The organism is Vibrio sp. La 4.2.2 (assembly GCF_027586995.1).
Classification (GTDB): Bacteria; Pseudomonadota; Gammaproteobacteria; order Enterobacterales; family Vibrionaceae; genus Vibrio; species Vibrio mediterranei.
Window position 1 is genome coordinate 480,901 of the sequence record NZ_JAPPTJ010000004.1, and the last position, 14,676, is coordinate 495,576.

The 14,676-nt window shown below is 43.2% G+C and carries 16 protein-coding genes; 14 read left to right on the top strand and 2 right to left on the bottom strand.

Going from position 1 to position 14,676, the window contains the following annotated elements:
* The first annotated feature begins 3 nt into the window (after positions 1-3).
* Both OH456_RS11515 and OH456_RS11520 read left to right on the top strand, forming a co-directional pair.
* Positions 4-570, top strand: a complete 567-nt coding sequence (locus OH456_RS11515; protein ID WP_270033490.1) for a sugar O-acetyltransferase — start codon at positions 4-6, stop codon at positions 568-570.
* 3 nt (positions 571-573) lie between these two features.
* Positions 574-1,092: a phosphoribosyltransferase gene (locus OH456_RS11520; protein WP_006069801.1), complete on the top strand. Its 519-nt coding sequence runs from the start codon at positions 574-576 to the stop codon at positions 1,090-1,092.
* 72 nt (positions 1,093-1,164) lie between these two features.
* Here OH456_RS11520 and OH456_RS11525 read toward each other — a convergent pair whose 3' ends face one another.
* A complete protein-coding gene (locus tag OH456_RS11525) occupies positions 1,165-2,025 on the bottom strand; it encodes an SDR family oxidoreductase (RefSeq protein WP_270033491.1) in 861 nt (286 codons plus the stop codon).
* Between the two features lie 162 nt (positions 2,026-2,187).
* Here OH456_RS11525 and OH456_RS11530 point away from each other — a divergent pair, with 162 nt between their 5' ends.
* From OH456_RS11530 to OH456_RS11585, 12 genes are all read left to right on the top strand, one after another.
* Complete coding sequence (locus OH456_RS11530) at positions 2,188-3,102, top strand: LysR family transcriptional regulator (RefSeq protein WP_006069799.1); 915 nt, start codon at positions 2,188-2,190, stop codon at positions 3,100-3,102.
* Positions 3,103-3,201: 99 nt separating this feature from the next.
* Positions 3,202-3,966 carry a hydratase gene (locus OH456_RS11535; RefSeq protein WP_270033492.1) on the top strand — a complete coding sequence of 255 codons (765 nt, stop codon included), beginning with the start codon at positions 3,202-3,204 and terminating at the stop codon, positions 3,964-3,966.
* 447 nt (positions 3,967-4,413) lie between these two features.
* The gene (locus OH456_RS11540) at positions 4,414-6,366 is read left to right on the top strand and encodes an FTR1 family iron permease (RefSeq protein ID WP_270033493.1); all 1,953 of its coding nucleotides are present in this window, start codon (positions 4,414-4,416) and stop codon (positions 6,364-6,366) included.
* Positions 6,367-6,410: 44 nt separating this feature from the next.
* Positions 6,411-6,944: an iron transporter gene (locus OH456_RS11545; protein ID WP_006069796.1), complete on the top strand. Its 534-nt coding sequence runs from the start codon at positions 6,411-6,413 to the stop codon at positions 6,942-6,944.
* Between the two features lie 89 nt (positions 6,945-7,033).
* Positions 7,034-8,437 carry a Fe-S-containing protein gene (locus tag OH456_RS11550; protein WP_270033494.1) on the top strand — a complete coding sequence of 468 codons (1,404 nt, stop codon included), beginning with the start codon at positions 7,034-7,036 and terminating at the stop codon, positions 8,435-8,437.
* A gap of 2 nt (positions 8,438-8,439) precedes the next feature.
* A complete protein-coding gene (locus OH456_RS11555) occupies positions 8,440-9,726 on the top strand; it encodes an ABC transporter permease (RefSeq protein ID WP_270033495.1) in 1,287 nt (428 codons plus the stop codon).
* Positions 9,713-10,849, top strand: a complete 1,137-nt coding sequence (locus tag OH456_RS11560; RefSeq protein WP_006069793.1) for an ABC transporter permease — start codon at positions 9,713-9,715, stop codon at positions 10,847-10,849. The genes OH456_RS11555 and OH456_RS11560 overlap by 14 nt, the downstream gene beginning before the upstream one ends.
* 1 nt (position 10,850) lies before the next feature.
* Entirely contained in the window at positions 10,851-11,525 is a 675-nt protein-coding gene (locus OH456_RS11565; RefSeq protein ID WP_270033496.1) for an ABC transporter ATP-binding protein, read from the top strand.
* Positions 11,515-11,997, top strand: a complete 483-nt coding sequence (locus OH456_RS11570) for a TlpA family protein disulfide reductase (protein ID WP_124941573.1) — start codon at positions 11,515-11,517, stop codon at positions 11,995-11,997. The genes OH456_RS11565 and OH456_RS11570 overlap by 11 nt, the downstream gene beginning before the upstream one ends.
* Before the next feature lie 17 nt (positions 11,998-12,014).
* On the top strand, positions 12,015-12,476 hold the full coding sequence (locus OH456_RS11575; RefSeq protein WP_270033497.1) for a copper chaperone PCu(A)C: 462 nt from the start codon (positions 12,015-12,017) through the stop codon (positions 12,474-12,476).
* A gap of 9 nt (positions 12,477-12,485) precedes the next feature.
* Positions 12,486-13,232: an FMN-binding protein gene (locus OH456_RS11580; RefSeq protein ID WP_240206217.1), complete on the top strand. Its 747-nt coding sequence runs from the start codon at positions 12,486-12,488 to the stop codon at positions 13,230-13,232.
* 54 nt (positions 13,233-13,286) lie between these two features.
* Entirely contained in the window at positions 13,287-13,520 is a 234-nt protein-coding gene (locus OH456_RS11585) for a PapB/FocB family fimbrial expression transcriptional regulator (protein WP_006069788.1), read from the top strand.
* Positions 13,521-13,820: 300 nt separating this feature from the next.
* On the opposite strand, the gene OH456_RS11590 is transcribed toward OH456_RS11585, so the two are convergent.
* A complete protein-coding gene (locus OH456_RS11590; protein ID WP_270033498.1) occupies positions 13,821-14,675 on the bottom strand; it encodes a lipase secretion chaperone in 855 nt (284 codons plus the stop codon).
* Position 14,676 lies beyond the last annotated feature (1 nt).

Here is a 14,676-nt window from a genome sequence, read left to right on the forward strand (position 1 = left end):
CTTATGACTGAAAGAGAGAAAATGCTTGCGGGACTTCACTATGACCCAAGTGAGCACACCTTGGCGACGCTGCGCACTGCAGCGCGCGATCTAACCGAACAATACAACCGTACTTCTCGTCACCAAAATAATGATAGGAAGCAATTGCTCCAGCAGTTGTTTGGCACTATTGGTGGTGAGAGTAAAATTGAACCAAACTTTCATTGCGATTATGGCAAGAACATTCATGTTGGCACCAATTTTTACATGAACTTTGGCTGTGTCATTCTCGATTGTGCCGAAGTACGAATCGGCGATAACTGCTTTATTGGCCCTCAAGTAGGGCTATATACCGCTTGCCATCCACTGGACCCTACAACTCGGAACACGGGTATTGAGTTCGCTAAACCCATTACGATTGGAGATAACTGTTGGATAGGAGGGCACGCAACAATTAATCCTGGCGTTATCATTGGTAATAACGTTGTCGTTGCCTCAGGTGCAGTCGTTACAAAAAGCTTTGCAGATAATGTCGTGATTGGTGGAAACCCAGCACACATAATTAAACATCTCGAAATAGAAGAGGCGTAGCCAATGAAGAGTCAACATATTGGAGAGCTGGTTCTCAGTACAGAGCAGATACAAGACGGCGTGATTGCGATTGCGGACGTGCTTAATAACGATTTTGAATCTGCGGTCATCATCAGTGTTGTTCCGGGAGGCATACTGTTTACTGCCGATCTCGTCCGTCACCTCACCTTTGACATAAAAATGGACTATATTTCCTGTCCTCATACTCCTGGCGATAGCAACAACTCTTCAGAAATTGTTTATCATCAGAACATAAGCATTGAGGGTCAAGACGTCATTGTTATCGACGATGCGATTGAATCAGGAGGGACGATGAAGCGATTGGTCCAGTATCTTGCTGAGAATTTTGCCCCGAAGTCGGTCTCTATTGCCACTCTGTTCGTAAAACCCGGTCGAGTGGATATCCCATTCCAACAGTTTTACGCCTATGAAATGGAAAACGACGACTTGCTCGTTGGTTATGGCTTACCGTGGCAAGATAAACTCAGAAATGTGCCTTATGTTTCTAAGTTGGTGAAATAGCCTAACTCCTTACTAAATTACAACAGGTAGAGGAGAGCTAAGGCTCTCCTCTATTGATAAATCAAAATTAGATTATTTCTCAATAACCGATGCAAATTCTTCAGCAAAAGCACGGAAGGTTCTTGGCTTTTTGCCGGTAACTTGCTCGACGGTAGTTGTAACTTCTGCGTAATGACCCTCACCAAACCACGCCATTATCTCCGCAAGTTTTTCAGCACTCCAGTCATCCATCCCCGCCTCTTTCATTGCCGCTTCTGCTGCTTCTTTTGGCACAGCAACGTAGTCAATTTGCTTTCCGGATACTTGCGTTAATATCTCTGCTTGCTCGGCAAACGTTAAGGCCTCAGGACCGGAAATAAGATAAGTCTGATTCTCATGTCCAGGTTGAGTTAATGCCGCAACCACAACAGCCGCCACATCACGAATATCAATCACACTCTGTTTTGCTTGCGCAATCGGTAAGAAAAATTGTCCCATTGCGTTGATCGTCCCAAGACTGCCATATAGGTTTTGGAAAAAGGAGTTAGGTTGCACGATGGTATAAGCAATGCCCGATGCCTTTACAATATCGTCTGTTACAACATGCGTGCGAATAATGTCTGACCCCGCGTCAGCTTTTGCTCCCATACCAGATAGTTTTACAATAAGCTCAACACCTGCTGCCTTGGCTGCCGCAACCGTATTTTTCATCCACTGCTGATTGTTTGGATGGGCTGGCATTGCTACATAGATCTTTTTGATGCCTTTCATTGCCTCAGTCATGGTATCGACATCGTCGTAGTTGCTCACGCGAACTTGATCTGGGTTGAGATCTAACTTGGTAGCAGCGTCGAGATTTCGTGCCATAACACCAAAGTTTGCACCAACCTGTTTAAGTTGACGAACCACTTCTGAACCTGTGTTACCTGTTGCGCCTAGTACTAGAATTTCCATCGTGAACCCCTTAATCGTCTTATCTATTGAACCTTATAGTGCAGCATAGTTTGAGAGTGCCGCGTCGGTATGTCGTAACTATAGCCAATACCAAAAACATTGATTAGAAGGTTAAAATGAACTTTACTATCCCATATATGGGATAAATAGATAATCAATACAATGAAAGAACTCTCGGCTTTACCGTTGTTTGCCAAAGTTGTAGAACTCAGTAGCTTCGCTGAAGCAGCACGACAGCTCAATGTGCCCACTACAACAGTCAGCCGCAAAATACAGCAACTTGAACATGATCTTGGTGGCAAGCTGTTGAATCGTTCCACCCGCTCCCTGTCTTTGACCGAATTGGGTATTCAAGTTCTTCCAAAAGCTCAGCTTATCGCCGACACGGTCGCCGAACTATATAGCGATGCAGAAGACATGGCCAATCAGCCTATTGGTACATTGACCATCACCGCACCGAAAGCTCTGAGCCAAGATTTACTTGCTCCTATGTTTGCTGAGTTCAGAGCCCTATATCCAACCATTCGCATCAACTTGGCATCATCAAATCGCTATCAAGACCTTACCAAGCAAAGTATCGACTTCGCTTTTCGGCTTGGTCCATTGCATGATTCCAGTCTCGTGGCGTTAACTTTGTCTCCTGTGAAATACGTATTAGCCGCTTCAACGCAATACATAGATAAATATGGAGAACCCAAACACCCGTTAGAGCTATATCAAAAACCGTGTATTAAGAATCACGTCGAAGGCTATTTTCTCCCTTGGCGTTTTGCTCGCAATAGCGAAGAAATAGAAATCGCCCACAACTCAGAGTTGATATCCGATGACTTCAACGTCACAAAAGAACTCGCCCTTCACCATGCTGGGATCTGTTACTTACCCTACTCGCTGCTGCGCCAAGAGATCCAATGCGGTGCTATAAAAACACTTCTTGAACCTTGGGTTCCACAAGATCGAACCATGTTGTTGGTGTACCCAGACAAGCGTCATTTGCCACTTAAGTCTCAGCTTTTTATTGAATTTATACGTAACAAGCGCAGCGAATTTAGTAAAAAGTTGGCGGGGACAACAGATTAGAAATTCAGTTGTGAAAAACTCGTGACTTCATGATCTCATCACCTATTTCGCTGGAAACATTTGCTATATGATTAAAAGATACAACACAGGTGATATTATATGACAAATGTTTTTCAGCAAGCTGCCTCTGAGCTGCTAAGCCGCCGTGTAGCGGGAACCAAAGCACCACGACTGAATGAACTGCAACGTCCAAATACCTTGGATGACGCACTACAAATCCAATCTTCAATGATCGATATGCATAGCGATGAAGTTGGAGGATGGAAGTGTCTCCTGCCTCTATCCGATGACCAATTTATCGTTGCACCAATTTTCTCTAATAGCGTGCAAAAAGGAGAAATCTGTGAGCTCTTTGCCGACAATAATACCGCTCGGATAGAGCCTGAGATCGCATTCCTCCTGTCAAAATCGTTACCTGCAAAACCTGATGGCTATAGTGAAGAACAGATCAATGATGCCATTGGCTCTTGCCATATGGCATTGGAACTTATGCAATCTCGCTATGCCGATGATAGTGGCGCTGAGTTTTATGAGAAATTAGCGGACTGTTTGGTTAACCAAGGATTGTTTATTGGGCCAGAAATTGCTCGTGAACAAGCTTTTGATGCTGCAACCATCCAAATCACCGTATCTCAAGATAACAATGTGCAGACATTCGCTGGAGAACACCCAAACAAGCTAGCACAGACTCCGATCTACTGGCTCATTAATGCAATGACTCGTCGTGGTATTGAGTTTAAAGCGGGTGAAGCAATTATTACTGGATCTTATTGTGGTGTTGTCGAAGTAGACTTTGGAGTCCTCACAGCAATAAAATATGATGGTTTAGGTGAATATAACGTTCTATTTACTGAGAAGAATTAGTGACGGCATAAAGTTATAGCGATTAAATAATTTTCGCTATAACTTTTTATATATCCCTTTTGATGTTTCATTTAATTAAACTCCACTTAACTCTGTATTGAGAAAATAACCGAGATAGATATAACAACAGATTTTTTATTTTTTTAGTACATTATAAATCACTAAAATCAACAACATTTCAACACAGGTGATAATGATATCAATTTTCATTACCATTTGTGAGAACTTAGTTTTTGCTTGAAATGACCGATTACAACATGAGTGAAATTTAACCACATCAACCAAATGGTTTAAATTCCATTGTTATTCAATAAGTTAAACAAAGACCATCAAAATCAAAGTTTAATATCAACTCATTTATCACCCTTCACCTTTATAATCTCTAACATTGATAATGAGAATGACTTCCATTAGCGTACAGGAACACCTCTTGTTCACGGATGTCATATGTTAAAGGCAATTAACAATTACCGTCGTTATTTTCTAGTATTCTTCTTACTTATTATGCCGCAAATCTCTTATGCCATAGATTACAAATCTGCAGCAAATGAAATAATCTCTCGACTCGACAAAGCAGAAGAACTATATCGAGAGGGGCAACAAAACGAAGCTAAAACTACAGTTCAAATGGCTTACTTCGAAGTATTTGAAAGCTTGGAAGGTCCCGTCCGCATTAATTATTCACGGAAATACGCGTACCAATTAGAATCTAAATTTGGCGAGATACGAAAAATGATCGTCGCTAGAGAATCTATTGAAAACGTTCAAAGTGAAATTGATTGGTTAAAGCAAGAGGTAGCTAACTTACCGAGTATTCTAGTTTCTGGGCATAAGCTCATCGCCGAAAATACCAACCTTCATACGGATGATATTCTTCCTTTTTGGCGAGATGCCGTAACCTCTATTGATACACAACTGAATGAGGCACTAACTGAGTATCGAGAATCTGCCGAACAACCTGATGAATCAACGAAAAAACAGCAACGAGCTTTCGAGTTGGTTCAGCAAGCGCAATTCAAAGGCTTTAAAAATACCGAGCTCGAAATCACAATAAGATTGAACCGTTCAGCGGAAAAAGCGGCTGAATATAATGCAGCATTTCGTTCATTAGCGAAAATAGCCAAACAAGAATATAGCCAAAAACATCTCATTCTATTTAGCTATGAACTGGCAACCTTAGTACAAGATCTAAAGGATGAGTTACCTGGTCTTCCCCCAACTCGCGATTTTCAGTCTGTCTCAGACTCCTCTTCCGAAGCATCATCAGTTCAATCAAAAGATTGGCGGCCTGTTGTCAGTAGCATTATTCAAGCTGTCGACGGTGCTATAGAGATCTATAAAAATGGCGATACCAACGGTGCAATGTTGGCAATGCAAGATGCCTATTTCGACCACTTTGAAGCCTCAGGAATGGAGAATGCCGTTGGCTCTAGAGACAGTAACTATAAGTCAGAGTTAGAAGGCTATTTCACTCGAATCGTCAGCATGTTAAAGGCAAATCAAAAGGTTGATGATATACAAGTGCAAGTGAAGTTCTTGAAACAAGGATTGATGGACGCCTCTGACACGCTTTCTGAAGGAGATTTAGGATGGTGGGCCATGTTACTTGCCAGCTTCACCATCATCTTCAGAGAAGGGCTTGAAGCTATGCTTATTGTGGCAGCAATTACAGCATACCTAATCAAGAATGACGCATCCGATAAGCTTCATGTCGTTAAAAACTCAGTCGTGGTAGGTCTTATCGCCAGTGCCATTACGGCCGCGCTATTTCAATGGTTGTTCGAGAATGCGGGCGCAAGTAGAGAGCTATTGGAAGGCATCACTATGCTGATTGCCGTAGTGATCCTATTTTCAATGAGTTATTGGCTTCTTTCAAAAGTAGAGGCTGTTCAGTGGAAGCGCTATTTACAAAGCAAACTTTCAAACTCAATTACGACAGGCTCCCTAATAGGACTTTGGTTAGCAAGTTTTCTAGCGGTTTATCGCGAAGGGGCTGAAACCGTGCTGTTCTATTTTGCATTGGCGAGCGATGCCACTGCACAAACTATGACGGCGTTAGTTGCGGGCTTCCTTGTTGGCGTCGTTGTACTTGCTGTCATCTTCTTCATCATGCGATATAGCGTAGTCAAACTCCCACTTAAGCCATTCTTTATTTTCACCGGCGGATTTATGTACTTAATGGCATTTGTATTCGCAGGTAAAGGCGTGTTGGAGCTTATCGAAGGTAAATTATTCGACCCAACACTTATTGCTGGCGCGCCAGAATTCGCAGCGTTTGGAATCTATCCATACTTAGAAACCTTGTTACCTCAGCTCATCTTGGTGCTGGCAGCACTGTTCGCGCTCGTGCTCTTAAAGCTCAAAAATAAGCAAGACATGACTATCAACGCGAACTCATAGTTCAATTAAAACTTCGTAAAATCAAACAAGTAAAGGACATTACTATGTTTAACAAAAAACTCATCGCCGCAGCAGTGGCTGTACAAGCAATTTCAGGCATAGCTATGGCTAACGACCTACCATTCGTTGAACATCCAGCAGGTGAACCTGTTGAAATGAACGGAATGGAAATTGCCGCAGTTTACTTAAAACCAGTGACCATGGAGCCACAAGGTATGATGCGCGCAGCATCAAAATCGGAGGTTCATCTTGAAGCAGACATTCACGCCTTAAAAGGCAACAAGAATGGATTTGCGGCAGGGGAATGGATCCCGTACCTAACCATCAGCTACACACTGAAAAACATGGATACAGGTAAGACTCAAGAAGGCACGTTCATGCCAATGGTTGCAGCGGATGGTCCTCACTATGGTTCGAATATCAATATGTTGGGTGTTGGTAACTACAAACTCACTTTCCATATTGACCCGCCATCAAAAGCAGGACTACTGCGCCATACAGACGAAGAAACAGGTGTAGGTCGTTGGTTCAAACCGTTCGATGCGAGTTATGAATTTAAATACGTAGGTATCAACTAACCATTGCTATATCAGCTCAGGCGATTGCATTAGAGTCTGAGCTGATCTTGTTTGGTTATTTAAGTTTTCTCTGCCGATCAGATTACAGTATGAGTTTCTATCTTTCCCAAGTCTTACTTGTCTATTTACTACCCGCACTCCTATTTGGTGCCATTTGGGCAACACACAGTACCCGCATGTATAAGCATCAAGTCGGATGGGTTTTGCTATCGCTATTTTCCGGAGCATTACTGTTCTTCCTGTTGCCTTTTAGCCAGGTCAACATATTAACTGTCTCTACTAGCTACTTAGCGATCTTATTACTCACCGTTGTTGCTAGTCTTCTGTTCTCAATACCACCGCGAATATTGATTGTTTTGCAGAGCCTAACAACTCTGCTTGCCAGTTTTATGTGGGCGAAAGTCGCTAAGCTGACCATGCTAAGTACGACAAACGTAATCAACACTGAGCTTATCCTCAATGTTACAGCTATCATCTTAGGTTTTTTGGCCATTGCATTTATTCATGTCACGTCGAGTTTGACTGTCACAGCATTAAGCAAAGGTGCGCGACGATTTTTAATTGTGCTGCTATTGGTGATTGCCGCCCTACCATTATCTGGTGAAATCATTCTCGCCAGTATGAAGCTAAGTATTGTTGGCTTAGATAGAGGCTTATTGGCATATGTTTCGAAAGTCACTAACTTTTCTTGGGTGACGTCTTATGCGGTTTTAATCATTTCATCGTTGTGTTTGTGCTATTTCTATCGTTCTCAAATCCAACCGCTAAAAACACAAATATCTCATACCTCTCTTGCCATTGAACGACGCAAACAACAAGCACGGCTGAACTCGGCAAAACACAAGGTCACATTTAATCTCGCCACTCTTGCTGCTGTACTTATAGCCCTACTCTATTGGGATCTTGTCGCTTCACAACCCATTCATCGTTCAGAAGCACAAAGAATGGAGATGGCAACGGATGGTCGGGTTCATATCCCGATTGATGAACACTTAATAGACGGTAAGTTACATCGTTTTGACTGGGTAGCCAGTGACGGCAAGGTCATTCGCTTTTTCGTTATTGACCGATTTGCAGGTGAAAAGAAATTTGGTGTTGTGTTTGATGCCTGCATGTTATGTGGCGACGCAGGTTACGCTCAAGTAGGCGACCAAGTCGTTTGTCTTGCATGTGGGGTGCATATTTTTATTCCATCTATTGGCAAGCCAGGTGGATGTAACCCTATTCCAATGCCTGACTGGCGGGTTGAAAACAACGAGATTGTTGTAACCCAGGCGACACTAGAAAGCGGACTAAAGTACTTCAGTGAAGTAGTAGAAGTTATGGCAACCGATCCCGTTAACGGTAAACAAATCAGCAATATGGATGCTGAGCACAGCTATTCATTCTCCGGAAAAACGTACTTCTTCACCTCGGAAGACTCATACGAGACATTTAGAGAAGACCCCTGGAAGTATTCCGATGTTAAACCTGTTAACCCACTCGGAGATTAGCAATGTTAATTCGAATGCTACGTCAATCATGGCGTCATGACTCCAACAGAAAAAGACTGGCTGTCATTACTGTATTCTTAGCAGCAAGTCTAATTTCGGCCTTATTAGCAATATCAATCAATATTGGCAACAAAATGTCTATGGAGATGAAAAGCTACGGTGCGAATATTGAGATATCACCTGAAGGGCAAGTAAAGCTGCCCGAACTCCTCGCTCATAACGTCAATAAACTGGAAAAAGACGATCTGCTTGCCGAAAGCGAGTTACCTAACATCATGGATATATTCTGGCGCAATAACATAATTGGCTTTGCCCCATTCGTGAAAGGTCAGGTTAAAGATGTAGAGTCGAATCGCACCATTCGCATCATCGGTACCTTTTTTGACAAAAACCTCCCAGTTGCCGACGACCACGAATATCGTACCGGTAACAAAGTCATTTCTACCTATTGGCATATTGATGGGCAATGGCCCAGCGACGAGAAAAACGAAGTACTGATTGGTAAAACGTTAGCCAAGCAGCTGTCATTGTCGGTTGGAGATACCCTCTCCCTCGCTGGTGAGAGTAATGTTGAAAACGACTTCAAAATCACTGGCATTCTCACTAACGGTACCAGCGATGAAAGCTCCGTTGTGATGCCGTTAAATAAAGGGCAGCAACTCCTAGGTTTAGAAGGCAAAGTCCAAAGCGTAAAAGTGTCTGCTCTGACCGTTCCGGAAAATGCTCTTTCTAAAAAAGCACGCGAAGATCTAGAGTCTCTCGACTCTGATGAATATGACTTGTGGTTTTGCACTGCGTTTGTTTCTTCTATTTCGTTCCAACTAGAAGGGGCGATGAACAACGCCTTAGTAAAACCGCTTTGGCAAGTAGCTGCATCTGAGGGTGCCGTTATCAGTAAGATTCAGGCGCTATTGTTTGTTGTAACTTTTGCTGCACTGATTGCTTCAGCAATGGGTATCGCATCTCTAATGACTAATGCGATCCTGCAACGAGCCAAAGAAATCGGGTTAATGAAATCACTAGGAGCGCATAATTGGCAGGTTTATGCCTTGTTCTACTCCGAGTCCATATTGTGTGGCATTTTAGGTGGATTGTTGGGCTGTTTGTCTGGTTGGGGGTTATCCAAAGTCATCGGCTACGCCTTGTTTGGTTCTTCTATTTCATTTGACTGGATCATTGTTCCTGTCGTTCTACTTATCTCTACTTTGATTACTGTTCTTGGAACCTATTTCCCATCTCGCAGAATCGCATCACTGTACCCAATAGAGGTGTTATATGGCCGCAAATAAACCTCGTTCAATGTTATCAACACTAGTATGGCGGTCGCTAAAACTGCGTGCACAGCGCGTCCTGGTGGTTTTTCTCGCACTCACCGTTGGCGCGGCAATCATTACCGCAATGGCAGGCGTATATTTCGATATCAATGAAAAAATGAGTCATGAGCTTCGTAACTATGGCGCTAACTTCTTTGTTGGCCCTGAAGCCACTAAAAAGCTCACAACGCAGCAATACCAAGAAATAAAATCACTTGCCCCTAAAGATAGCCTCATTGCATCTAGTCCTTACCTATATGGCATGGTTCAAGCCGAACTAGAGAAGGTCGTATTGATGGGTATCGACTTTTCACAACTGAAGAAGCTCGTACCTTACTGGCAAGTTGAAGGTCAATGGATCGGAGTATCCTTTGATGACCGTAACGTCATGATAGGTAAAAAGCTCGCTGAGAAGTTAGAGCTGGGCATAGGCTCAGAACTTACTGTATACGGAAAACAAGGTAGTTACAGCTTTAGAATCAAAGGAATCGTCGAGTCAGGTTCAGACGAAGACAATTACTTAATCGTAAATCTACCGTTTGTGCAAAAGTGGCTCAATAAAGGTGATGAGATTAATTTCGCCATGTTTAGCCTAACCAACGACAAGCAACAAGTAGCTCAGTTCGAGCAGACGTTGAAACGTCATTATAGTGATCTTGTGATCAGGCCTATTCGCAAAGTCTCCGCCTCAGAAGGCAAGGTGCTTGATAAAATAAAACTGCTTATGGGCATCGTTGCTTTGGTGATTTTGGTGTTGTCGACGTTGTGCGTAAATACGACGATGACTTCTATGATCGCGGAGCGTCGTTATGAATTTGCGCTGCAAAAGTCATTGGGCGCATCGAATCAATCCATTAAGCGCCAAATCGTTTATGAAACCTTAATCATTACTCTCGCCGCTGTCATTAGCGGTTTGGTGATCGGCTACATTCTGGCTCAGTTTCTCGGACAGTCCGTATTCGGCGCAACCATCGATATTCGAATACCTGTTCTATTGATTACCAGTTTACTTTCATTTTGCGCCGCCTTGGTCGCGGCCACTCTTCCGACAATTCGAGCGATACGAATCGACCCAGCCAAAGTCCTGAAAGGAGATTAATATGTCTACATTCGCTATTAAAACAGAGGGACTTTGCAAAGTATTCGATCAAGTCCATGCACTTGACGATATCAGTATTGAAGTCAAAAAAGGTGAGTTTGTCGCCATTATGGGGGCGTCAGGTTCAGGCAAAACCACCTTGATGAACATTCTTAGCTGCCTAGACAGTGCAACATCAGGAACGGTTATTTTGGATGGTGAGGATGCTGGCTCTCTCGATGAAGAAGGACGACGTGCCTTTCGCGCCGAGAAAATTGGTTTGGTGTTTCAGCAATTCCACCTAATTCCTTATTTGACGGCGTTGGAAAACGTCATGTTGGCTCAACATTACCATAGCGTTCCTGACGAAGACGCTGCGAAAGCGGTGCTGACACAAGTGGGATTGGGTCACCGTATTGATCACCTTCCGAGTCAACTGTCAGGCGGGGAGCAACAACGTGTATGTATTGCTCGCGCGATTGTAAATGAATGTCCAATCATCTTCGCCGATGAGCCCACCGGAAATCTTGATGAAGAAAATGAGAATATCGTCCTTGAGATTTTCAAAAAGCTTCATGCTCAAAACAAAACCATCATCATGGTCACCCATAACCCGAGTTTAGGGCAATTTACTGACCGCATTATTCGCTTACAACACGGTAAATACATCGGTGAGGAAATCCAAGATGTGGCGTAACTACTTACTGATTCCACTCCTCAGTACGGTAGTGGTAGTTACAGGATGTAAAGAGCAAGTTGCCAAAATTGGGGCTGAAAGTCCCGACATCGTGGCACTAGATTCTCGCGACACCGAACTCAGTATTCATGATTATAAGGGTAAGAAAGTCGTGCTCGAATTCTGGTCTTCTACCTGTGGTGCCTGCATAGCCATGATGAAAAAATGGCAAGACATTTATCAAAGACGCTCAGATGAAGTCGCCATAATCGCTATTAATATTGACCAGTACGACGTCGACCTTGATGCATTTCGTCACAAATATCAGTTCACTTTTCCCATTGGCAAAGACCAACTAGGAATATCTAAAGAACGATTCTCTATTGGCGTCACACCTACCACTTATCTGATTAACCAAAAAGGCACACTTGTAGATATGCATATTGGTTACTCAGCAAAACTAGATTTAGATAAAGTTATTAACACATTGTAAATATAAGGAATATTAAGATGTCACTCCGAAAGTTCTTGTTGCCCCTTGTCGCGTTATTCAGCCTACTGTCTCTCGTGCCTGCAGTTAATGCAAGCACTCCAACGCTTCAAAACAAGGTCCAAATAGACTCTCCTGTCATCTTCCAATTAGCCAGCGGAGCGAAAGGCACTGGATCTAAAATGACGATTTACAATAACAGCGACCAGACACTGATTATTACTGGGTTTCATATCAACGAATTTGACAAAACCATGCTTCACAGCACCAAATATGAAGCAGGGAAGCGTGTCATGTTCATGGTTAAAGACATTACCATTCCAGCAGGAAAAAAAACCGCATTAACCCCAAATACTCACCACTTTATGATGTTCGGCCCTAAACGCACCTTAAAACTGGGGGAGTTTCTAACCATGACTGTCGACACCAACCAAGGTCAATTTAAGGTCATCGCACAAGTTGTTCCTCGCAAGCTTAAATAGGTTAAGACCATGCGTTTTGTCACTACACTTGTTATCACTGCCAGCGCAACCCTTCTTGTTGCCTGTACAGAACCTGACCTAAAAAAGCAGCCACCTAAGCCAACCGAACTCGACCAACGCCTTACTTTGTTGGAATCTGCTGGACTAATGCAAAAACGGTTACCCGTCTCGACACTCATCGACAAGTATGTTGATGTGAAAACCGTTGACCTCAATAGTGGCGAATTTCGACCGTCGAAGTTCGATGTCGACGAGTCACTAACCCATTATCCACTCTCAGCCACTAACGCGACTTCCTTATCAGCTAAGGATGATATAGCGGGCATAAAAATGCGCGAAAATGCGCTACCTGTTTATTTTATCCATGACGAAAACGGGGTCACTTATCGTCTTGTTATGCCTATTCGGGCTCAAGGGAAATTCGGGCTGATTTACGGATACTTAGGTCTAAATAGTCGTGACTTTAGTATTGCGGGGCTTAAGTTCTACAAGCACCAAGAGAGTAAAGGTCTTGGCGCGGAAATAACCGACAACCCAGATTGGTCAACACGTTTCGCTAATAAACTGATTTTTAAAGACAATAAACCATCAATAACCCTAAGCCAAAAACATAGCCTTTCTCAAGATCCCTATAGAGTAGATGGTATTAGCGGAGCCACTTACACCAGTAAAGGCGTAGAGCACGCCATTAACTTTTGGACTGGAGACCTTGGATTTGGCAAATTTCTTAGAAAGTTCAGGGCCCAAACGCAATAGCACTAAGGGGGAACGAAGAGTTAGGCTTCCCCTTCCTTCCAGTTGGAGAAAATTATGGCTTTAGAACGTGGAAAAGTAACGGAAGAACAGTTAAGCCTGTTACTTAAACTTACGAAGATCAGTTCAAGAAAAGTCATCACAGCATTAGAAATGTATCTGGTCGAGGGTTTAACCCAAAAAGAAGCAACCAGCCGAGTAGGGATAAATCAAAGTTTTCTGAGTATCCGCCTAAATACGCTACGCAGCGTTGATAGAGTGGTCGAACAGTTACAAGAACATTATTCTTGACCAAATCTACGAGTGAGATGCGGCTGTGCTGAAGCTCATTTTTGGTTCGACATAATGGCCATAGGTAAGGACCCGAGGAACTACATTATCGGTGCCCTAAACGAAAGGGGAGATTTCGCCTCCCCTTGCCAAAACTGTGCGCTTTTTGGGTCGATAGAACATTTAAAGCCATGTACCGAACTACGCCAGCCCATGAGGGCAGAACGAAGCAGGTTCCTGGGGCATAACCATCAGAAAATTGCTTTTGAGTTTGGTGCTTTAACAGAAAAGCACCATTATTTCATTCAATTTATTGTTCAACTATTCACCCTGCCTATCATGAATCCGCTCTAACGCCTCAATCCTTCGCCACTGATTCTTATCAAACAGCGGTTCTCTAAGGTCGTTAATAGCCTGAACTTTTTCTGCATCATTAAATGATGCGTTATTCAATATGTCGGCTCTCGCTACTAGATAAGAGTTGAACTGCTGGTCAAAATCAGCACGTTTTTGATCCAGCGTCATTAACCTTTCTGCGGCTTCACTACCCACCAGTGCCTCTCGAGCTATGTACTGACTTTGCGTATCCATAGCATTGGTATCATTGAGAGCCGTCAACACTGTGGCATTACGAAAGCTGTTTTGCAGCTCTGGTGACAGTTGGTTGAGTTCATTCTCCCAACGTTGTTGATACTCCTCTGGGGTTTGTGCTGACTCTTTAATAGCTTTTTTAGTCAGGGCGAGTTCACGCAGTAGATTCTCTTCACCAAATAAACGCTCTTGCTCATCCGCAGTGAAAAATTCACTTTGCATTAGTAGGATTTGCTGGTGCAGACCTTGAAAATCTGTAGCTTCGTCACCGCTTCGTTTAAGCGCAGCTAGTGCAGCTTTGTATCGCATATATTTTTCGAACAACTCTGGCTCAAGCTGTTCAGAGCCATCCCGTTGCTGACTGTAGTGTTCAAACCGCTGCTCTATCGTATCGGTATCGTTGTCGACAAGCCCCGAGATAAAATACTCGAAGGTATCACGCTCTGATGCGTTGTCGATTTGAGTATCAAGCTGGGAGCTCACTTTGACCGAGTCATGATCATCCGCGTCGAACACAGAGAACAATCCTACAGCTATCACCACCAATAAGGCCATCACTGCAGTTGTTTTGGAGTACCTGTTCATG